Source organism: Ancylobacter rudongensis (assembly GCF_900100155.1).
Lineage (GTDB): Bacteria > Pseudomonadota > Alphaproteobacteria > Rhizobiales > Xanthobacteraceae > Ancylobacter > Ancylobacter rudongensis.
On the sequence record NZ_FMTP01000007.1, the window covers coordinates 50,241 to 69,416 of the forward strand.

General features: G+C 66.3%; 20 protein-coding genes. 8 read left to right on the forward strand and 12 right to left on the reverse strand.

The window, feature by feature from the left end; translation table 11 throughout:
• Positions 1 to 2 precede the first annotated feature (2 nt).
• Together BLO63_RS16635 and der are read left to right on the forward strand one after the other, a co-directional pair.
• Positions 3 to 305 (forward strand): hypothetical protein, encoded by a 303-nt coding sequence (locus tag BLO63_RS16635; protein ID WP_244517920.1) that lies wholly within the window; start codon positions 3 to 5, stop codon positions 303 to 305.
• A gap of 30 nt (positions 306 to 335) precedes the next feature.
• Complete coding sequence (der, locus tag BLO63_RS16640) at positions 336 to 1,676, forward strand: ribosome biogenesis GTPase Der (RefSeq protein ID WP_091442823.1); 1,341 nt, start codon at positions 336 to 338, stop codon at positions 1,674 to 1,676.
• A gap of 61 nt (positions 1,677 to 1,737) precedes the next feature.
• Here der and BLO63_RS16645 read toward each other — a convergent pair whose 3' ends face one another.
• The 5 genes from BLO63_RS16645 to radA form a co-directional block, all read right to left on the reverse strand.
• Positions 1,738 to 2,508 (reverse strand): SDR family NAD(P)-dependent oxidoreductase, encoded by a 771-nt coding sequence (locus BLO63_RS16645; RefSeq protein WP_091442825.1) that lies wholly within the window; start codon positions 2,506 to 2,508, stop codon positions 1,738 to 1,740.
• Positions 2,509 to 2,524: 16 nt separating this feature from the next.
• The gene (locus BLO63_RS16650) at positions 2,525 to 2,941 is read right to left on the reverse strand and encodes a VOC family protein (protein ID WP_091442828.1); all 417 of its coding nucleotides are present in this window, start codon (positions 2,939 to 2,941) and stop codon (positions 2,525 to 2,527) included.
• A gap of 5 nt (positions 2,942 to 2,946) precedes the next feature.
• Positions 2,947 to 4,446, reverse strand: coding sequence for an amidophosphoribosyltransferase (gene purF / locus BLO63_RS16655; RefSeq protein ID WP_091442831.1), 1,500 nt, complete (start codon positions 4,444 to 4,446; stop codon positions 2,947 to 2,949).
• Between the two features lie 96 nt (positions 4,447 to 4,542).
• Positions 4,543 to 5,148 (reverse strand): CvpA family protein, encoded by a 606-nt coding sequence (locus tag BLO63_RS16660; protein ID WP_244517938.1) that lies wholly within the window; start codon positions 5,146 to 5,148, stop codon positions 4,543 to 4,545.
• A gap of 102 nt (positions 5,149 to 5,250) precedes the next feature.
• Entirely contained in the window at positions 5,251 to 6,666 is a 1,416-nt protein-coding gene (gene radA, locus BLO63_RS16665) for a DNA repair protein RadA (protein ID WP_091442837.1), read from the reverse strand.
• Between the two features lie 181 nt (positions 6,667 to 6,847).
• Between radA and BLO63_RS16670 the strand changes: the two genes are divergently transcribed.
• Positions 6,848 to 7,225, forward strand: coding sequence for a hypothetical protein (locus BLO63_RS16670; RefSeq protein ID WP_244517921.1), 378 nt, complete (start codon positions 6,848 to 6,850; stop codon positions 7,223 to 7,225).
• Here the strand turns inward: BLO63_RS16670 and alr are convergent.
• The 7 genes from alr to rpsF all read right to left on the reverse strand — a co-directional run bounded on the left by alr (position 7,207) and on the right by rpsF (position 13,942).
• A complete protein-coding gene (gene alr / locus BLO63_RS16675) occupies positions 7,207 to 8,322 on the reverse strand; it encodes an alanine racemase (RefSeq protein WP_091442840.1) in 1,116 nt (371 codons plus the stop codon). The genes BLO63_RS16670 and alr overlap by 19 nt on opposite strands.
• Before the next feature lie 10 nt (positions 8,323 to 8,332).
• The gene (locus BLO63_RS16680; RefSeq protein WP_091442843.1) at positions 8,333 to 9,817 is read right to left on the reverse strand and encodes a replicative DNA helicase; all 1,485 of its coding nucleotides are present in this window, start codon (positions 9,815 to 9,817) and stop codon (positions 8,333 to 8,335) included.
• Positions 9,818 to 9,993: 176 nt separating this feature from the next.
• Positions 9,994 to 11,253 carry a cyclopropane fatty acid synthase gene (locus BLO63_RS16685; RefSeq protein WP_091442846.1) on the reverse strand — a complete coding sequence of 420 codons (1,260 nt, stop codon included), beginning with the start codon at positions 11,251 to 11,253 and terminating at the stop codon, positions 9,994 to 9,996.
• 221 nt (positions 11,254 to 11,474) lie between these two features.
• Complete coding sequence (gene rplI / locus BLO63_RS16690) at positions 11,475 to 12,044, reverse strand: 50S ribosomal protein L9 (RefSeq protein ID WP_091442848.1); 570 nt, start codon at positions 12,042 to 12,044, stop codon at positions 11,475 to 11,477.
• Positions 12,045 to 12,089: 45 nt separating this feature from the next.
• The gene (locus tag BLO63_RS16695) at positions 12,090 to 13,046 is read right to left on the reverse strand and encodes a DUF2232 domain-containing protein (RefSeq protein WP_091442851.1); all 957 of its coding nucleotides are present in this window, start codon (positions 13,044 to 13,046) and stop codon (positions 12,090 to 12,092) included.
• 138 nt (positions 13,047 to 13,184) lie between these two features.
• Positions 13,185 to 13,454: a 30S ribosomal protein S18 gene (gene rpsR, locus BLO63_RS16700; RefSeq protein WP_018390316.1), complete on the reverse strand. Its 270-nt coding sequence runs from the start codon at positions 13,452 to 13,454 to the stop codon at positions 13,185 to 13,187.
• Positions 13,454 to 13,942 (reverse strand): 30S ribosomal protein S6, encoded by a 489-nt coding sequence (gene rpsF / locus BLO63_RS16705; protein ID WP_018390317.1) that lies wholly within the window; start codon positions 13,940 to 13,942, stop codon positions 13,454 to 13,456. The genes rpsR and rpsF overlap by 1 nt, the downstream gene beginning before the upstream one ends.
• Positions 13,943 to 14,415: 473 nt before the next feature.
• Here rpsF and fabD point away from each other — a divergent pair, with 473 nt between their 5' ends.
• The 5 genes from fabD to mltG all read left to right on the forward strand — a co-directional run bounded on the left by fabD (position 14,416) and on the right by mltG (position 19,167).
• Entirely contained in the window at positions 14,416 to 15,366 is a 951-nt protein-coding gene (fabD, locus tag BLO63_RS16710; RefSeq protein ID WP_091442855.1) for an ACP S-malonyltransferase, read from the forward strand.
• 22 nt (positions 15,367 to 15,388) lie between these two features.
• Positions 15,389 to 16,126, forward strand: a complete 738-nt coding sequence (gene fabG / locus BLO63_RS16715) for a 3-oxoacyl-[acyl-carrier-protein] reductase (RefSeq protein WP_091442857.1) — start codon at positions 15,389 to 15,391, stop codon at positions 16,124 to 16,126.
• A gap of 227 nt (positions 16,127 to 16,353) precedes the next feature.
• The gene (locus BLO63_RS16720) at positions 16,354 to 16,590 is read left to right on the forward strand and encodes an acyl carrier protein (protein WP_091442860.1); all 237 of its coding nucleotides are present in this window, start codon (positions 16,354 to 16,356) and stop codon (positions 16,588 to 16,590) included.
• 73 nt (positions 16,591 to 16,663) lie between these two features.
• Entirely contained in the window at positions 16,664 to 17,926 is a 1,263-nt protein-coding gene (gene fabF, locus BLO63_RS16725; protein WP_091442863.1) for a beta-ketoacyl-ACP synthase II, read from the forward strand.
• Between the two features lie 122 nt (positions 17,927 to 18,048).
• On the forward strand, positions 18,049 to 19,167 hold the full coding sequence (gene mltG, locus BLO63_RS16730; protein WP_091442867.1) for an endolytic transglycosylase MltG: 1,119 nt from the start codon (positions 18,049 to 18,051) through the stop codon (positions 19,165 to 19,167).
• Positions 19,168 to 19,176: the final 9 nt, after the last annotated feature.

The window sequence follows — 19,176 nt, forward strand, 5'->3', positions numbered from 1 at the left end:
TGATGCGCTATGAAACGTTCCCATTACGCTCGCGCCTGCGCCGCGCCTTGCTGCTGCTGCCGGTGCTCGGCCTCACGCTCGGTGCCGCCGGCTGCGAGACGCTGGACACGCTGAACCCGTTCAACGAGCGCGAGAAGCCGCTGCCGGGCGCCCGCCAGCCGGTGTTTCCCGAGGGCGTGCCCGGGGTCGACTACAACCAGGCGCCGCCGCAGCCGGCGAACTCCGCCTACAATCCTTACCAGAACGAGCCGCCGGCCGCGGGCGCGGCGTCCGCCGTCAGTCCCGGCGCAGCCCCGGCTGAATAGAGCTGACGGGCGCGGAGGCCCATCCCTTCCATGACGATGACCGTCGCGATTGTCGGCCGGCCGAATGTCGGCAAGTCGACGCTGTTCAATCGCCTCGTTGGCAAGCGCCTGGCGCTGGTCGACGACCGGCCCGGCGTAACGCGCGACCGACGCGAGGGCGATGCCCGGCTCGGCCATCTTTCCTTCCGTATCATCGATACGGCGGGGCTGGAGGAGGCCAAGGCCGAATCGCTTGAAGGCCGTATGCGCGCGCAGACCGAGGCCGCCATCGCCGATGCCGATGTGCTGCTGTTCATGATCGACGCCAAGGCGGGCATCACGCCAAGCGACCGTTCCTTTGGCGAACTCGCCCGGCGCTCCGGCAAGCACACCATCCTCGTTGCCAACAAGGCCGAGGCGAAGGGCTCCGAAAGCGGCACGCTGGACGCCTATGCCCTGGGACTGGGAGAGCCGGTAGAGGTTTCCGCCGAGCATGGCGACGGCATGGGCGACCTTCTCCGTGCGCTGGCGCTTTGCGTGCCGGACGAGGGGGATGAAGAGGAAGACTCCGACGCCGGCCGGCGTATCCGCGTCGCCGTGCTCGGACGTCCGAATGCCGGCAAGTCCACCCTGATCAACGCGTTGCTCGGTGAAGATCGGCTGCTCACAGGGCCGGAAGCAGGCATCACCCGCGATTCCATCGCCGTCGACATCGAGCGCCACGGGGTGGAACTGCGTGTCTTCGATACTGCCGGCATGCGCAAGCGCGCCCGCATCGAAGACAAGCTGGAGAAGCTCTCCGTCGCCGACGGCTTGCGCGCCGCCCGCTTCGCCGAAGTCGTCATCGTGCTGATGGACGCGACCCACCCCTTCGAGGAGCAGGATCTTCGCATCGCCGACCTTGTCGAGCGCGAGGGCCGGGCCGTTGTTCTGGCAATCTCGAAGTCCGATCTGGTGAAGGATCAGCAAGGCTTCGTCACCCGCATGCGGGAGGAGGCCGATGACCGGCTCTCGCAGGTCAAGGGCGCGCCAGTGGTGCTGGTTTCAGGACTGACCGGTGAGGGGCTCGACCGGCTGGTGCGTGCCGTGCAGCAGGCGCATGAGGTGTGGAACCGCCGGGTCGCCACCAATCCGCTGAACCGCTGGCTGATCGAGACCACCGACCAGCACCCGCCGCCGGCGGTTTCAGGTCGCCGCATCAAGCTGCGCTATATCACCCAGCCCAAGGCGCGGCCGCCGAGCTTCGTGCTGTTCTGCTCGCGCGCCGACGCGCTGCCGGAAAGTTATGTGCGCTATCTCGTGAACAATCTGCGTGCCAGCTTCGACCTGCCCGGCGTTCCGATCCGGCTGACGCTGCGCGAGAAGGACAATCCCTACGCCGAGAAGGAGTAGGTGGAATAAAAAAGGGACGGCGCGAGCCGTCCCTTTTTTCTTGTCGGCCATTCACAAGCACTCAGGCCGGAATGGGGTAGGCTTTGAGGCTGTGGCTGGGAAAGTCATAGAGCCGGCCGGTTTCCTCGAAGCTGGGCAGGCACAGGGCGAAAATCGCCTGCGCGACTTCGTCGGGCGAGGGGAGCGTGTTCGGGTCTTCGCTCGGGAATGCCTTCGCGCGCATGCGGGTGCGGATAGGGCCCGGGTTGATCAGGTTGACCTTCAGGCTGGAGATGTTCTCCACTTCCGCTGCCCAGGTGCGCGCCAGCACCTCCACCGCCGCCTTGGTGACGGCGTAGGGGCCCCAGAACGGCCGCGCCTTGTGTGCCGCACCGGAGGAGACCATCACCGCCCGCCCGGCGGTGGAGAGCCGAAGCAGCGGGTCCAACGAGCGGATGAGCCGCCAGTTGGCGGTGAGGTTCACGGCAAGCGCGTCGTTCCACTCCTTGGGGTCGACCTGCGCCAGCGGAGTCATCGGGCCGAGAACGCCGGCATTGCCGACAAAAATGTCGAGCTTGCCGAAACGCTCATAAAGCGCGCCGCCGAGCCGGTCGATGCCCTCGCCATCCTTGATGTCGAGCGGCACCAGCGTCGCCGTGGAGCCGGCCTTGACGATCCGGTCGTCCAGTTCCTCAAGCGCGCCACTGGTGCGGCCCACCGCTACGACATGCGCACCAGCCTCGGCCAGCGCCAGGGCGGTCGCATGGCCGATGCCGCGCGTGGCGCCGGTGACGAGAGCGATGCGGCCGTCGAGCGGACGCGCGGCAGGCTCGGCCGCGGGGAGGTCGGTCATGGCGGTTCCTCGAAGTTCAGCTGTTGTCGGTCATGACCACGGAGGGCGCGGAGCGTCGGGCCGGGCCGTGGAAGACCGCTTCGATGTTGTTGCCCTCGGGATCGAGCACGAAGGCGGCGTAATAGCCGGGGTGATAGTCGCGCAGGCCCGGGGGGCCGTTGTCGCGCCCGCCAGCGGCAAGCGCGGCGGTGTAGAAGCGGCGCACCGTCTCCTCGTCGGCCGCCTGGAAGGCGATATGCGCCCGCCCGGTCGGCGGTACGCCCGGCGAGACGAAGAGCTCGTCGGCGAAGAAGTAGCCGTCGCCCTCGACCAGCGGCACCCCGAGCACCGCAAGCACCGCCGCATAAAAACGGCGGCAGGCCTCATAGTCGCTGACGACCAGCGAGACGTGGTCGATCAGCCGCCCGCGGTGCCATTCGCGCAGCTCGACCATTTCGGTCAGCTCGCCTCGGCCAGCAGCGAGAGCTGGCGCGGCGACACTTCGCCCTCGCGATCGGAGAGCAGGGTGGGGTATTCGCCGGTAAAGCAATGGTCGGTGAATTGCGGGCGCAACGGGTCGCGGCCCTCATAGCCCATCGATTTGTAGATGCCGTCGATCGAGAGGAAGGCGAGGCTGTCGGCACCGATATAGCGGCGCATGCCTTCGAGGTCGTGGGTGGCGGCCAGCAGCTTGTCACGGTCGGGCGTGTCGATGCCGTAATAGTCGGGATGGGTGATCGGCGGCGAGGAGATGCGGAAATGTACCTCGCGGGCGCCGGCCTCGCGCATCATACGCACGATCTTCACCGAGGTGGTGCCACGCACGAGGCTGTCGTCGATCAGCACGATCCGCTTGCCTTCGACCACCGCGCGATTGGCCGAATGCTTCATCCGAACGCCCTGGTCGCGCACTGACTGGGTCGGCTGGATGAAGGTGCGGCCCACATAGTGGTTGCGGATGATGCCGAGCTCGTAGGGCAGGCCTGACGCCTGCGAGTAGCCGATGGCCGCGGGTACGCCGGAATCGGGAACCGGCACCACGAGGTCGGCATCGGCCGGTGCCTCGGCGGCAAGCTGCATGCCCATGGTCTTGCGGACCTGGTAGACGGAATGCCCGCCCACAACCGAATCCGGGCGAGCGAAATAGATGTACTCGAAGATGCACGGGCGGGGCGGCACGCTGCCGAAGGGACGAAGCGTCTCCACCTTGTCGGAAGAGAACACGATGACCTCGCCAGGCTCGATGTCCCGCACGTGACGCGCACCAATTATGTCGAGGGCGCAGGTCTCCGAGGTCAGGATCGGGTGGCCGTCGAGCTCGCCGAGCACCAGCGGGCGAATCCCCAGAGGGTCTCGGGCACCCACCAGCTTCTTGTTGGTGAGGCCGACAAAGGCATAGGCGCCTTCCAGAGAGCGCAGCGCGTCGATGAAGCGCTCGGTGAAGCGCGGACGCTTGGAGCGGGCGACGAGGTGCAGCATCACCTCCGTGTCGGAGGTCGACTGGCAGATCGCGCCATCACGGATGAGCTGGCGGCGAAGCGTCAGCCCGTTGGTCAAATTGCCGTTATGGGCAATGGCGAAGCCGCCACCGTCGAGCTCGGCGAAGAGCGGTTGGACGTTGCGCAGGATGGTCTCGCCCGTCGTCGAATAGCGCACATGGCCAACTGCGATATGGCCGGGCAGCCGCTTGATGGCTTCCCCATCAGAGAAGGCGTCGCTGACCAGGCCGAGCCGGCGCTCTGAGTGGAAACGCCTGCCGTCATAGGTGGTTATGCCGGCTGCTTCCTGGCCGCGATGCTGAAGCGCGTGCAGGCCGAGGGCGGTGATCGCCGCCGCATCGGGGTGGCCATAAATGCCGAACACGCCGCACTCCTCGCGCAGCGTGTCCCCGTATTCGTCGTAGAAATCGCCCGCTTCCGCCGATTTCGGCGCCACGTGATCACCCATCAGATCGGCCATAGGATCTTCGCTCCTCGCGCAGTTCAAGGCTGCGCCCGCTCCACTGTGCTCAAAAGCAACTGCGCCCGGGACGCTTGTCCCATGGGCGCGGTCGAATTAAGGCGCCGACGGCGTCACCGGGCTCGGCGTGGCCGGCGCGGTGCCCGGTGCAACGGGCTCAGGCGGCGGCTCGGTCGGCTCGGCGTCCTTCGAGCTGCGCATCTCGCGGATGAGGCTCTCGGGGTCTTCCGGCAGAATGGAAATGAGCCAGTCACCCGCACTTTGCAAGACCAGCTTGGTCCGCGCGTCGCGAATCCACTCCGGCTGACCCTGCTCGTTCTGGACCAGCCAGTTGAAGAACAGGAAGGCCACAACCATTATCAGGAAGCCGCGGGCGAGGCCGAACAGGAAGCCGAGGGTGCGGTCGAGCGCACCGATGCGGCTGTCGAGAACGAGGTCGGAGAGTCGCACCGTGATGATCGAGACGATCAGCAGGGTGACGATGAACAACGTGCCGACCGTCGCCGCCATCGCGAAGGTGTCGTTGGCGATGTACTGCTTGGCGAAGGGCAGGGCGTGCGGATACGCATAAAGCGTCACCAGCGCCGCCGCGACCCACGAGACGATGGCGAAGACCTCGCGCACAAATCCGCGGACCATGGCGAGGAGGCCGGACACGACCATCACGGCGATCAGGATGATGTCGAGGAGCGTCAAGACGATCTCACCGTGGTCGAAGTGGTGTGCACGGGAACGCACAGCGAATCTGCGCCTTCCGGCCCCGAAGGAGGCAGTTGGGACGTATAGCGCGGCGCCGGGCGCGCGTCATCCCTCTTGCTTGGGTGCGGCGGGGCGGCGCGGTCCCTTGGCGGCAATGGCGGCGACGATATCCCCAAGAGAGCCGATGGCGTCGATGGCGAGCGGCGCCTCCGCCGGCTCGCGTCCGCCCGCGCCCTTGGCCGCCGGCGCCACGGCGCGGGTGAAGCCGAGCTTGGCCGCCTCCTTCAGCCGCGCCACTGCGTGCGGCACGGCGCGCACCGCGCCGGTGAGGCTGATCTCGCCGAAATAGACGCTGTCCGGCGGAAGCACCGTCCCTGCCAGCGAGGAGATGAGCGCCGCCGCGACGGCGAGATCCGCTGCCGGCTCGCTGATGCGAAAGCCGCCGGCGACGTTGAGATGCACGTCATGAGCACCGAGCTTGATGCCGCAACGTGCCTCAAGTACCGCCAGCACCATGGACAAGCGGCTGGGGTCCCAGCCAACCACGGCCCGGCGCGGTGTGCCGAGGCTGGTTGGCACGACCAGCGCCTGGATCTCCACCAGCACCGGGCGCGTGCCCTCCATGCCGGCATAGACCGCCGTGCCGGGGGCCCCGCTGTCACGGTTCGACAGGAACAGTTCGGACGGGTTGGCGACCTCGGACAGGCCGAGGCCGGTCATTTCGAACACACCGATCTCGTCGGTCGGCCCGAAGCGGTTCTTCTGCGCCCGCAGGATGCGGAAATGGTGGGCGCCGTCGCCCTCGAAGGAGAGCACGGCGTCGACCATGTGCTCGACCACGCGCGGGCCGGCGATCTGGCCGTCCTTGGTGACATGGCCGACCAGGATGACAGCGGCGCCGGCGCGCTTGGCGTAGCGGATGAGGATCTGCGCCGAGGAGCGCACCTGTGTCACCGTGCCGGGGGCGGATTCCACCGTGTCCGTCCACATGGTCTGGATCGAATCGATCACCACCAGCGCCGGCCGGCGGCCTTCCGACAGCGTGGCGACGATGTCCTCGACATTCGTCTCGGCAGCGAGTTCTACCGGGGCGCCGGCAAGGCCCAGCCGCTCCGCCCGCAGGCGCACCTGGGCGACGGCTTCTTCGCCGGAGACATAGATGATGCGGTGCCCGGCGCTGGCCAACGCGGCGGAGGCCTGGATCAACAGCGTCGACTTGCCGATGCCGGGGTCGCCACCGATAAGCAGCACCGATCCCGGCACAATGCCGCCGCCGGCCACGCGGTCGAGTTCGGAAATGCCGACCTGCACCCGGGGGGCATCCTCTGAGGTGCCGGTAAGACTCTCCAGCGCGATGAGCCGGCCCCGGCGTCCGCCGCGCAGATTGGCCGGCATGGTGTCGGTAGCCGTCGCCTCCTCGGCGATCGAATTCCACGCGCCGCAGGAATCGCATCGGCCCTGCCAGCGCGAATGCACCGCGCCGCAGATCTGGCAGATGAAGGATGCGGTTCGCTTTGCCATGGGTGGACTGTTCCGCTTCGCCGTGTTCGCGGACTTCTAGCCCAATAAGGCGGGCACGCGAAAGTCATGAAGGGAGAGGTATCGGCGGAAACCGCCTATGGCGCAACTCTTGCGTTTGTCTGAATACAGTCGCACTGGTATCGGATGAAGTTTGTCTCGTATCTTTATGATTGTTTCGAAAATGCCAGTCATTTCACGATTTAATTATCGATATCTGATCTGCTTCATCGTGCTTTTGCCGTGCACGCTTTGCATTGGCAGCTTTTTTCTGTGGCTGTGGCGCCGCTCCTTTGTCTGGCGGGTCGACGAGGGAGGCGTCACGCTGTGGTCGGGACGGCATGAGCCCTGGCAACGGGTGCGCGGCTATCAGCTCCGCAAGAGGCTTGAGGCGGCGGGGCCCAGCATCACGCGCGTCGACCTGCAGTTCGTGATCGGCCGAGCTTTCGTCAGCCCGGCCTGGCTTCAAAACGGCGATGAGGTGGTGGAGGCGTTGCGCATCGGCTTTCGCGACAGGGTGGCGTCGGGGCGCAGGCGCTCCAGCTATAGCCAGCGGCGGTGATAGCGACGGCCCAGTGAAGTGAGGATCTCATAGTCGATCGTGTGCGAGTGCCGCGCCAGATTGTCGAGCGTCAGCCCGTCGCCCAGCAACGTGGCGAAATCGCCTGGCTGGACCGCGTCCTCGTCGATCTCGGTGATGTCGACGGCGAGCAGGTCCATCGAGATGCGGCCGATCAGCGGGCAGCGTCGGCCGGCGACGACGGCTTCGGCGCCCGGCCGCAGGTCCGAGGCGCCGGCGAGGCGCGGAATGCCGTCGGCATAGCCGGCTGAGAGGATGGCGACGCGCGACGGGCGGATGGCGGTATGGGCACCGCCATAGCCGACGGTTTCACCCTCATGCACATGGCGGATGCGGGCGATGCGCAGTTCCAGTCGTACCACCGGGCGTAACGGTGCGACATCCACCCGTGGGCGTCCGCCATAGACGGCGATGCCGGGCCGCACCAGATCGAAATGATAGGCCGAATCGCTCACCGTTCCGGCGGAGTTCGCCAGCGAGGCGCGCACATCTGGAAACAGAGCCGCGATGGCGCGGAAATCCTCAAGCTGGCGCGCGTTGAGCGGGTGATCGGGTTCGTCGGCGCAGGCGAGGTGGCTCATGAGCAGCGCGACAGGAAATCCGAGCTCGGCACGGCCTTCGGCAACGCTCACCGCTTCCGCGGGGGTCAGTCCCAGGCGGTTCATGCCGGTGTCGACGTGGATGGCGGCAGGCATTTCTTCGCCGGCACGTGCGCAGAAGGCCCGCCAGCGCGCGATTTCCGCCGGGCTGCCGAGCACCGGCCGGAGGTTGCGTTCCAGATAGGCTGCCTCTGTGTCGGGGAACAGGCCGTTGAGGACGAAGATCTCCGCCTCGGGAAGCAGGTCGCGCAGGTCACGCGCCTCACTGAGCAGCGCCACGAAGAAGCTCCGCGCGCCCGCCTGCCACAGGGTTCGGGCGGCGGCGGCGAGGCCGATTCCATAGCCGTCGCCCTTCAGCACGGCGGCGCAGGCGGCCGGCGCCGCGCGGCGTGTCAGTTCCTGATAGTTCTCCGCCAGCGCCGAAAGGTCGATGGTGAGACGTCCGCCGGCTTCGGCAAGCGGGATATCGTGGGCACTCAAGACTGGGCCCTCACGGCTCGGGCAGACGGTCGGACTGGACCAGATTGGAGAAGCGGGTGAACTGGGGTTCGAACGAGACCTTCACCGTTCCGGTGGGGCCGTGGCGCTGCTTGCCGATGATCACCTCGGCGACGCCCTGCGCCGCCTTCATGTCCTGATCCCACTTGAACCATTCCTCGGTGCCTTCCTTCGGCTCGCGGCCCTTGAGGTAATATTCCTCGCGGTACACGAACATCACCACGTCGGCATCCTGCTCGATTGAACCGGATTCGCGAAGGTCGGACAATTGCGGACGCTTGTCGTCGCGGCTCTCGACCTGACGCGAGAGCTGGGAGAGCGCCATGATCGGCACGCTCAGCTCCTTGGCCAGCGCCTTAAGGCCGGTGGTGATCTCGGTGATCTCCTGCACGCGCCCCTGCGAGGAGCTCTTGGAGGAGCCGGTGAGCAGCTGGAGATAGTCAACTACCATGAAGTCCAGGCCGCGCTGGCGCTTGAGACGTCGGGCACGTGCGCGCAGCTGGGCGATGGAGATGCCGCCAGTGTCGTCGATATAGAGCGGGATCGTCTGCATCATCTGGGCGCAGCTGGCGAGCTTGTCGAATTCATGCTCGGAGATGTCGCCTCGACGGATCTTGTAGGAGGCGATCTCGGCCTGCTCGGCGAGGATACGGGTGGCGAGCTGCTCGGCCGACATTTCCAGCGAGAAGAAGCCGACCACGCCGCCGTCGATCGCGCGGATGGAGCCGTCCGGCAGCGTCTCCGAGTTGTAGGCCGCCGCCACGTTGAAGGCGATGTTGGTCGCGAGCGAGGTCTTTCCCATCGCCGGACGGCCGGCGAGGATGATCAAGTCGGACGGCTGCAGCCCGCCCATCATCTGGTCGAGATCGCTGAGGCCGGAGGCGGTGCCGGACAGGTGCCCGTCGCGCTGGAAGGCGCGGCTCGCCATGTCGACGGCTTCCTTCAGCGCGTCGTTGAAGCGCATGAAGCCGCCATCGTAGCGGCCAGTTTCGGCGAGCTCGTAGAGCCGCTTTTCGGCTTCCTCGATCTGCTCCTGCGGCGTGGCGTCGATCGGGGCCTCATAGGCCTCGTTGACGATTTCCTCGCCGATGTGGATCAGGTCGCGCCGCACCGAGAGGTCGTAGATGGTGCGGCCGTAATCCTCGGCATTGATGATCGTCGTCGCCTCGGCGGCGAGGCGGGCGAGATATTGCGGGGCGGTCAGCCCGGCGGCGTCGAAATCGCTGGGCAGGAAGGTCTTCAGCGTGACCGGCGTCGCCACCTTGCCAGCGCGGATCAGCGCCGACGTGGTCTCGAAGATGGCGACATGAATCGGCTCGAAGAAATGCCGCGGCTCGAGAAAGTCCGAGACCCGGTAGAACGCCTCGTTATTGACGAGGATCGCACCCAGCAGCGCCTGTTCCGCCTCGATGTTGTGCGGGGCGGTGCGATAGGACGCGTCGGTCTCCGCCGGGGGGCGGTTCGGAGAATCGAGCATGGCTGTTCCGGGTGCGGGTGGGTCGACGCAACAGCTAGCGCCGCACCGGGGAGAAGTCCGGGACGAATCGCGCCCTGCCTATTTTGTCTTGTGGAGGGCCTGTGGAAAGCTGAATCTCGCTTGACGGGTTTCGGCCACCGCTGGCCCGCGCCCTTGCGCGGGCAAGTGGTGGCAGGCTACTCGCCGGCCAGCCGCAGGCCGGGGCGGCTCTGGTTTTCCATCTCGCGCAGCGCCGCCTCGCCCTCGGCGATGTAGTTGCGCGTCAGCGGCACCACCCCCTCGCGCCGGGCAAGCTGGATCTGGAACACCATCATGCCCTGGTGACGGAAGGCCATTTCCGACGAGGCGAGATAGAACTCGAACATCCGCACGAAGCGTGGGTCGTAGAGCCGTTCCACCTCCTCGCGATGGGCGAGGAAGCGTTCGCGCCAGGCCTTGAGCGTCTCGGCATAGTGCAGGCGCAGAATCTCGATGTCGGTGACGAGCAATCCCGCTTTCTCCACCGCCGGCAGCACCTCGGACAATGCCGGGATGTAGCCGCCGGGGAAAATGTACTTGGCGATCCATGGGTTGGTGATGCCGGGCCCTTCGGAGCGTCCGATGGAGTGGATGAGGGCGACGCCGTCCTCCTTCAGAAGCTCCGCGACCTTGCTGAAATACTCGTCATAGTGGCCGACGCCGACATGCTCGAACATGCCGACCGAGACGATCCGGTCGAACGGACCGGGCACGTCCCGATAATCCTGCAGGCGGAAGTCGGCGCGGCCGGAAAGGCCCCGCTCCTCCGCGCGCGAACGGGCGACGCCGAGCTGCTCCTGCGAGAGCGTGACTCCGGTGACGCGGGCACCCGCATGGCCAGCGAGATAGAGGCCCATTCCGCCCCAGCCGCAGCCAATGTCCAGAGCTGTTAGGTTCGGCCGGTCAAAGAGCAGCTTGGCCGCAATGTGCCGCTTCTTGGCCAGCTGCGCGTCGTCGATCGATTGGCCGGGCGCTTCGAAATAGGCGCAGGAATATTGTCGGTCGGCATCGAGGAACAGTGAGTAAAGCCGCCCGTCCAGGTCGTAATGATGGGCGACGTTCTTCTGCGAGCGCTCAGGCGGGTTGAACTGGGCCAGACGGCGGAACAGGAAGCGTAGCCGCATGAAGAACTGCGCGCTGGCGCTCGGCACCTGCAAGCCGACCTGCGACATCAGAAGGGCGAGCACTTCGGCGATATCGCCCTGCTCGACCACCATGCCGCCGTCCATATACGCCTCGCCGAAGGTGAGCTCGGGGTCGAGGACGATCTGACGTTGCCAGGCATCGGAGGTGAAGCGGACAGTAAGGGGGGCGCCGCTGCCGTCTCCGAAAACGGTACGGGTGCCGGAAGCGAAAATAACGGCGAGGCAACCACGGCGCACGATGCGCTCGAGGACCTTGGCGAGCAACCGTTCCATCGGCCAATCCCAAAGTACTGGCAGTCGGCGACGACAAACCGAAAAGGCTCGTCTCCGCGGGAAGACTGCCTGCCCATGCACTGGGCATGTCTGTTATCTGCCACTCATTGCATCACAACCTCATCAGCCTCGCAACATGGCAAATACTGCGCTGAACGCAAAAAAGCCCGGCCGAAACCGGCCGGGCTAAGCCTTTTGACGTATGACCTAACGTAAAAGCTTCAGGCCTGCTCGGCCTCAGCCTCCTCGTCGGCCTCGACATCGGCTTCTTCGACATACGCGTCTTCGTCCTCGTCATCGCGGACGACGCTGAGGTCCTCACCGCGCGACTGGCGCTGGGCTTCCTCGGCGCTGCGGGCGACGTTGGCGCGGATCGACACCTCGACCTCGGGATGCAGCGTGACCGGCACTTCGTGCACGCCGATGGTCTTGATCGGCTGGTTGAGGACGATCTGGCGGCGCTCTACCGAGAAGCCGGCGGCGGTCAGGGCGTCGGAGATGTCGCGGGTCGAGACCGAGCCGTAGAGGTGGCCGGTTTCGCCAGCCTGACGGACCAGGATGATCTCGGTGCCCTTCATCTTCTCGCCGACCTTGGCGGCCTCGGACTTGAGCTCGAGGTTGCGGGTCTCCAGCTGGGCCTTCATCGATTCGAAGCGGCCCTTGTTCTCCTTGGTGGCGCGCAGCGCCTTGCCCGAGGGCAGGAGGAAATTGCGGGCATAGCCGTCGCGCACGCGAACGACTTCGCCCATCTGGCCGAGCTTGGCGACACGCTCAAGCAGGATGACTTCCATTTCAGTTCTCCATTCAATGCGTCAAAGTGGAAAGGTTGAGTGAGTTCAGACGTCGTTGGCGGCCGGCGGGCGCCCCGGCGGGCCGCCCTTTCGAAACCGCTGGCGCACGCCGAACAGCGTTTCGGCGAGGCCGAGCAGCGCGAGCAGCGCGAAGGGCCAGCCCAGCGCGAGCGCGGCGATCCAGACGGTAGCGATGACCAGAGCGCGGCCGGCGGCGCCGCGGGTGATCCAGTGGATGGTGGCGAGGCCGATGAAGGCGAAGGCCATGACCAGGGTGGAGGTCAGCAGTTGCGCCAGCAGGCCGATGAACCCGCCCGCGAGGTTGGTGGCGATGAAGGTGCCGACGAGCAGCACGGCCACGGGACGCGGCACCGAAATCGTCGCGAGATCCGGCCAGGGGCGCATCAGGCGGCCGGAGAGGCGGGAAATATGGGCGGCAAGCCAGAGATTGCCGATCTGTGTGACCATGGTCACGACGGCTGCCGCTGGCGGCATGACGAGGACCAGCAGGTCCACCATCCGCTCGACATCCGGCCCGCCGGCACCAGGGCTTTTCTCGAACATCTCCTGGAACAGCGTGCGCAAGGCAGCCTGGTAGCCCTCGACGCTGCCGGCCACCAGCGGGATCAGTGCCGCCACCGCCAGGCAACCGAGGATGGCGGCGGCCAGCACCACACGGCCGACGGGGAACCATTCGAGCGGCGCGCCAGGCTCCGGCTCGCGCGCCATCAGCGCGAGATAGGAGAGCACATAGGCGGGAAGGCCGACGCCGGCGACATAGGCGAGGAGAAGCTCGACACCGAAGAACACGCCGATGGCCACGGCTGCCGCGGACGCGGCGATCAGCGCCGAGACATGCGTCCAGCCAAGGCCGACGATCAATACCGGCAGCGGAGCGAGATAGAAGAGGGGGAGGGCGAGCGGGCTGCCGGTCGCAACGGTGGCGACCATAAGCGCGGATGCCGCGCCGGCACCCAGCGCTATGAGCCAGTTCATAATCATCGACACGCTGTCCCGCCCTTAGCGGTTAGGGGAGGATCATCGTCCGCCCCAGCCAAGACCGCCGGAAGCCCGGGGCCTGTTGTCATTACACTGCACGAAGCGTCCCCGGCCTTGGCCGGGGACGAAGGCGTTACGCGATCAGCGGATCACGAAGGGCAGCAGGCCGAGGAAGCGCGCGCGCTTGATCGCCTGGGCCAGTTCGCGCTGCTTCTTGGCCGAGACGGCCGTGATGCGCGAGGGAACGATCTTGCCGCGCTCGGAGATGTAGCGCTGCAGCAGCCGCACGTCCTTGTAGTCGATCTTCGGCGCATTGGCGCCGGAGAACGGGCAGGTCTTGCGACGGCGGAAGAAGGGGCGACGGGCGCCCGAGGTGTTTGCGGCTGCGCCGCCGGTGCCACCGAAAGCCATCACTCAGTCTCCACGCTGGCCGGAGCCTCTTCGCGGTCACGGCGCGGGCCGCGATCGCCACGATCACCACCACGGTCGCCGCCGAAACTGCGCCCGCCGCCGCCGAAGCCGCGATCACCGCCGAAGCCGCGATCACCGAAGCCACGATCGCCACGATCGTCGCGGTCGCGCTTCTGCAGCATGACCGACTGGCCTTCTTCGAGCTCTTCGACGCGGACGGTGATGAAGCGAAGAATGTCCTCATCGATACGCATCTGGCGCTCCATCTCGGCCACGGCGGCCGGCGGCGCGTCGATGTTCAGCAGCGAGAAATGCGCCTTGCGATTCTTGCGGACGCGATAGGTAAGGGTCTTCACACCCCAATACTCGACCTTCGGGACCGAGCCACCATTCGCCTCCAGCACGCCCTTGAAGCGTGCCGTGAGTTCCTCGACCTGCTGCGCCGTTACATCCTGGCGCGCGAGGAACACGTGCTCATAAAGAGCCATGTTTCGTGCCTTTCCTTTGTTCCGCACTATTGCGGCCATCCTCCCGACGCCGAGCCCTTCGAGCCCGGAAAGGCTCGAATATTCTCGAAGGCGGGGACACGGGACGACGCGAATCCTCGGATACGCTGCCACGCCCGGCAAAAAGCCATGCGCAACCGTCCGTTCAGCCCCCGGCCGGGACTGACAGTGCGCGGGCTTATACGCGAAAAGAGCGGGAAATCAAGGTTCGATGGGCCGTCCCGCGGGCGAGCCGGTGAATGTGGGGCCTCTGTTCGAGCTCTGAACGTATCATAATACGCGCTTGCTCCCGCAGCCGCTTCCCTCTCTGTGGCGGTTCAAGCGGCTCGGTCGGGGCCGATCCGGCGGCGAGACGCGGTGCGGCAGAGGCCGGGAGGCGGCCGGCAGCTTGACACGGGACGCAGGGCGTTGTTCCTGCGGCCGCCGATTCAAAGAGGAATGGATATCGCAACGTCATGAGCATCGCTTTCGTTTTTCCCGGTCAGGGCAGCCAGGTCGTCGGCATGGGCAAGGCCCTCGCCGATCAGTTCCCGGTGGCGCGCGCGGTGTTCGACGAAGTCGATGCGGCGTTGGGCGAAAAGCTCTCCGCGATCATGTGGGACGGGCCGATTGAAACCCTGACCCTGACGGCGAACACCCAGCCCGCCCTGATGGCCGCCTCGCTTGCGACGCTACGTGTGCTGGAGGCCGAGGCCGGGCTTGATCTGGCACGTGATGCCGCTTTCGTGGCGGGCCATTCGCTGGGCGAATATTCCGCGCTCGCCGCCGCGGGCTCGCTCTCGATTGCCGATACGGCGCGGCTGCTGCGCCAGCGCGGCACCGCGATGCAGGCGGCCACACCCGTGGGTACGGGTGCCATGGCAGCGATTCTGGGTCTCGACTTCGACAAGGTCGCCGCCGTCGCCGCCGAGGCCGCTCAGGGTGAGGTCTGCGACATCGCTAATGACAATGCGCCCGGGCAGGTCGTTGTCTCCGGCAACGCCGCTGCCGTCGAGCGTGCCTGCGAGATTGCCAAGCGCGAGGGCGCCTCGCGCGCCATTCTGCTGACCGTCTCCGCCCCCTTTCATTGCCGCCTCATCACCTCCGCCGCCGACGCCATGCGCGAAGCGCTGGCCGGTGTCGAGGTGCATGCGCCGCGCGTGCCGCTGGTCGCCAATGTGACGGCAGCCCCCGTCAGTGCGCCGGACGAGATTCGGTCGCTTCTGGTCCGCCAGGTGACGAGCACGGTTCGCTGGCGCGAATCCGTGGCCTTCATGGCCGAGCAGGGCGTTACCCGGCTCGTCGAGGTCGGTACCGGCAAGGTGCTTGCCGGCCTCACCAAGCGCATCGCCCGTCAGGTGGCCGCCGTGAGTATCGGCGCACCCGAAGACGTCGCCGCCTTCGCCGCTGCGCCGGCGCAGGCTTGAGACAGCAATTCAGGAGGTTCCCATGTTCGATCTGACGGGGAAGACGGCACTCGTCACCGGCGCCACCGGCGGGATCGGCGGAGCCATCGCCAAGGCGCTGCACGCGCAGGGCGCCACGGTGGCGCTCTCGGGCACCCGCCGCGAAGTCCTTGAGGCGCTCGCCGCCGAGATGGGCGAGCGGACCCATGTCCTGCCCTGCGACCTCTCGAATATCGAGCAGGTTGAGCAGCTGGTGCCGCAGGCCGAGGAGGCCATGGGTGACATCGACATCCTGGTCAACAATGCCGGGATCACCCGTGACGGCCTGTTTGTGCGCCTGACCGACGAGATGTGGGACACGGTGATCGCGGTGAACCTCACCGCCGGCTTCCGGCTGACCCGCGCCGCCGCCCGGTCCATGATGCGCCGGCGTACCGGCCGCATCATCGGCATCACCTCCATCGTGGGCGTGACCGGCAACGCCGGCCAGGGCAATTATGCTGCCGCCAAGGCCGGCATGATCGGCATGTCGAAGGCGCTGGCCAAGGAAGTGGCGGCGCGCGGCGTGACGGTGAACTGCATCGCCCCGGGCTTCATCGCCACGCCGATGACCGATGTGCTCAACGACAAGCAGAAGCAGGCGATTCTCTCCGCCGTTCCGGCCGCGCGGCTGGGCTCGCCGGAGGATATCGCGGCAGCCGCCGTCTACCTCGCTTCCAGCGAGGCTGGCTATGTCACTGGGCAGACGCTGCATGTGAATGGCGGAATGGCCATGATCTGACGAGGCTCACCCAGAGCGCAGTTAACCCGCCCTTTACGGTGCTGGTTTTGGCGTTTGAAGTGTGCTAACAGCCGCCTCGGCTCACAGGGTCGAACCCCGCAACACCATTGCGGAATTGTTCGAGGCATCCTGTAATCGGGGCAAAAAAGCAGGCCGCCAACACCGCGTTCGCGCGGGGGCCAAATGGTATAACGTAGCAACCTCCGGATACGGACGAGGGTGAACCGATGAGCGATATTGCCGAGCGCGTGAAGAAGATTGTAGCCGAGCATCTGGGCGTTGAGTCCGAGAAGGTTACCGAGAATGCGAGCTTCATCGACGACCTCGGCGCCGACAGCCTCGATACGGTCGAGCTGGTCATGGCCTTTGAAGAAGCCTTCAACTGCGAGATTCCGGACGACGCCGCCGAGACGATCCTGACCGTCGGCGACGCCATCACCTTCCTGGAAAAGAACGCGGCCTGATCGCCGCTCTCGCGCGCTGCGGCGGTTCGCCCGTCGCGGCGCCTACTACTCTGAAGTTCTCCGGAGACATCGGATGAGGCGCGTCGTCGTTACCGGCCTCGGCATGGTGACGCCGCTCGGATGCGGCGTCGACATTACCTGGCAACGCTTGTTGGCCGGAAAGAGCGGGGCTGGCCGCGTCGAGAATTTCGACGTCTCCGACCTGCCGGCCAAGATCGCCTGCCAGCTGAAGCGGGGCGACGGCACCGACGGCACCTTCAATCCCGACCAGTGGATGGAGCCGAAGGAGCAGCGCAAGGTCGACGACTTCATCATCTACGCGATGGCGGCGGCCCGGCAGGCGCTTGATGATGCCGACTGGCATCCGACCTCCTACGAAGACCAGTGCGCCAGTGGCGTGCTGATCGGCTCGGGCATTGGCGGCCTTCAGGGCATCGCCGAAACCGCCCTGCTGCTGCAGGAGCGCGGGCCCCGGCGCGTCTCCCCCTTCTTCATTCCCGGCCGCCTGATCAATCTGGCTGGCGGCTATGTGTCGATCGAGCACGGTCTCAAGGGACCCAACCACGCGGTTGTCACTGCTTGCTCCACCGGCGCGCACGCCATCGGTGATGCGGCCCGCCTGGTGGCCTTCGGCGACGCCGACGTGATGGTCGCCGGCGGTACCGAATCGCCGATCAACCGGCTTGCGCTGGCGGGCTTTGCGGCCTGCCGTGCGCTGTCGACAAGCTATAATGACACCCCGGAAAAGGCCTCGCGCCCCTATGACAGGGACCGTGACGGCTTCGTCATGGGCGAGGGCGCGGGTGTCGTTATCGTCGAGGCGCTGGAGCACGCCCTTGCGCGCGGCGCCAAGATCTATGGCGAAATCGTCGGTTACGGCCTCTCGGGCGACGCCTATCACATCACCGCTCCTTCCGAGGATGGCGACGGCGCCTTCCGCTGCATGACGGCGGCGCTGAAGCGGGCGGGGATCACCCCGGCCGAGATCGACTACATCAACGCCCATGGCACTTCGACCATGGCCGACGAGATCGAGCTCGGTGCGGTGCAGCGCCTGCTCGGCAACAGCGCCGCGACGGTGTCGATGTCGTCCACCAAATCGGCCATCGGTCATCTTCTTGGCGCGGCCGGGGCGGTGGAGGCGATCTTCTCGCTGCTGGCGATCCGCGACCAGATTGCGCCGCCGACGATCAACCTCGACAATCCGTCGATCGAGACGCCCATCGACCTTGTGCCGCATACCCCGCGTGAGCGGCAGATCGACTATGCGCTGTCGAACTCGTTCGGCTTTGGCGGCACCAATGCTTCCGTTGTCTTCAAGCGCTACGCGCACTGAGCGCGGCGATGCGAACGCTGGGGAAGCGCGGCGCCTAGGACGGGCGGTTTCGCGCTTTCGCCATCTTTTCGGGTAGTCTGCCAGTGCGTTGCGCTGCCCGCGAACGCCAGGCGAGGCTCCCGATGACCGATCCGATCTCCCCGACGCCGCCGGGAAAGACTCCCGACCCGCACAAGGCATCGCGCCGGGCGAATCACCCTCTCGTTGTCGCCGGTAGCATGGTCTTCACGCTCCTGGTCGTTGCTATCGTCCTGGGTGGCGGGGCCCTGTGGATCGGCAAGGAGCGCTTCTACGCGCCGGGCCCGCTCGCAGCTGACAAGGCAGTGATCGTGCCAAACGAATATGGGGTGATCGACATTGCCGATCTTCTGCTCAAGCAGGGCGTGATTGACGACAAATGGGTCTTCGTCGGCGCAGCGGTCGGTACCCGTGCCTCCGGCAAGCTGAAGGCGGGCGAATATGCCTTTTCCGCCGGCGCCTCAATCCAGCAGGTCCTGGACACCATCGTTTCCGGTCGGGTGATCGAGTATACCGTCACCGTTCCCGAGGGCCTGACCAGCGACCAGATCGTCGAGCGGCTGCTTGAGGTAGCGGAGTTGTCGGGCAGCGTGCGGCAGGTGCCGCGCGAGGGCAGCCTGATGCCGGATACTTACAAAGTCACGCGCGGTACCTCGCGCGAGGATGTGCTGCGGCGCATGGCCCGCACGCAGGACACGACGCTGAAGGAAATCTGGGAAAAGCGCGACCCCTCGCTGCCGCTGAAATCGCCGGAAGAATTGGTCATCCTTGCCTCCATCGTAGAAAAGGAAACCGGCGTTCCCGAGGAGCGGGCCGAGGTGGCGGCTGTGTTCGTCAACCGGCTCAACAAGAAGATGCGCCTGCAGTCGGATCCGACGATCATCTACGGCCTGGTGCGCGGCAAGGGGCGGCTGGAACGTCCGCTGACGCGCACCGACATCACCTCGCCGACGGCGTTCAACACCTACACGATTCCTGGTCTGCCGCCGGCGCCGATCGGTAATCCCGGCCGCGCCTCTCTGGAAGCCACCGCCCGGCCGGCAAAGAGCGACAACCTTTATTTCGTCGCTGACGGCACGGGCGGGCACGCCTTCGCCGCCACACTCGACCAGCACAACAAGAATGTGGCGCGCTGGCGCCAGGTCGAGCGCGAGCGCAAGGTCGATCCGGCGGCGCAGCCGGCCGGAACGTCGGGGACGACTGGCGCCAACGCCGTCGACTGAGCCCAATGT

What these genes read in the sequence shown, in the direction of transcription:
- rpsR (WP_018390316.1), bottom strand. Translation starts at nt 13,454, where the DNA reads ATGGCTTTCGGTGGCACCGGCGGCGCAGCCGCAAACACCTCGGGCGCC.
- BLO63_RS16670 (WP_244517921.1), top strand. Translation starts at nt 6,848, where the DNA reads ATGCCAGTCATTTCACGATTTAATTATCGATATCTGATCTGCTTCATC.
- BLO63_RS16680 (WP_091442843.1), bottom strand. Translation starts at nt 9,817, where the DNA reads ATGCTCGATTCTCCGAACCGCCCCCCGGCGGAGACCGACGCGTCCTAT.
- fabF (WP_091442863.1), top strand. Translation starts at nt 16,664, where the DNA reads ATGAGGCGCGTCGTCGTTACCGGCCTCGGCATGGTGACGCCGCTCGGA.
- mltG (WP_091442867.1), top strand. Translation starts at nt 18,049, where the DNA reads ATGACCGATCCGATCTCCCCGACGCCGCCGGGAAAGACTCCCGACCCG.
- rpsF (WP_018390317.1), bottom strand. Translation starts at nt 13,942, where the DNA reads ATGGCTCTTTATGAGCACGTGTTCCTCGCGCGCCAGGATGTAACGGCG.
- BLO63_RS16650 (WP_091442828.1), bottom strand. Translation starts at nt 2,941, where the DNA reads ATGGTCGAGCTGCGCGAATGGCACCGCGGGCGGCTGATCGACCACGTC.
- BLO63_RS16720 (WP_091442860.1), top strand. Translation starts at nt 16,354, where the DNA reads ATGAGCGATATTGCCGAGCGCGTGAAGAAGATTGTAGCCGAGCATCTG.
- BLO63_RS16695 (WP_091442851.1), bottom strand. Translation starts at nt 13,046, where the DNA reads ATGATTATGAACTGGCTCATAGCGCTGGGTGCCGGCGCGGCATCCGCG.
- fabD (WP_091442855.1), top strand. Translation starts at nt 14,416, where the DNA reads ATGAGCATCGCTTTCGTTTTTCCCGGTCAGGGCAGCCAGGTCGTCGGC.
- purF (WP_091442831.1), bottom strand. Translation starts at nt 4,446, where the DNA reads ATGGCCGATCTGATGGGTGATCACGTGGCGCCGAAATCGGCGGAAGCG.
- fabG (WP_091442857.1), top strand. Translation starts at nt 15,389, where the DNA reads ATGTTCGATCTGACGGGGAAGACGGCACTCGTCACCGGCGCCACCGGC.
- rplI (WP_091442848.1), bottom strand. Translation starts at nt 12,044, where the DNA reads ATGGAAGTCATCCTGCTTGAGCGTGTCGCCAAGCTCGGCCAGATGGGC.
- BLO63_RS16685 (WP_091442846.1), bottom strand. Translation starts at nt 11,253, where the DNA reads ATGGAACGGTTGCTCGCCAAGGTCCTCGAGCGCATCGTGCGCCGTGGT.
- radA (WP_091442837.1), bottom strand. Translation starts at nt 6,666, where the DNA reads ATGGCAAAGCGAACCGCATCCTTCATCTGCCAGATCTGCGGCGCGGTG.
- BLO63_RS16645 (WP_091442825.1), bottom strand. Translation starts at nt 2,508, where the DNA reads ATGACCGACCTCCCCGCGGCCGAGCCTGCCGCGCGTCCGCTCGACGGC.
- der (WP_091442823.1), top strand. Translation starts at nt 336, where the DNA reads ATGACGATGACCGTCGCGATTGTCGGCCGGCCGAATGTCGGCAAGTCG.
- BLO63_RS16635 (WP_244517920.1), top strand. Translation starts at nt 3, where the DNA reads ATGCGCTATGAAACGTTCCCATTACGCTCGCGCCTGCGCCGCGCCTTG.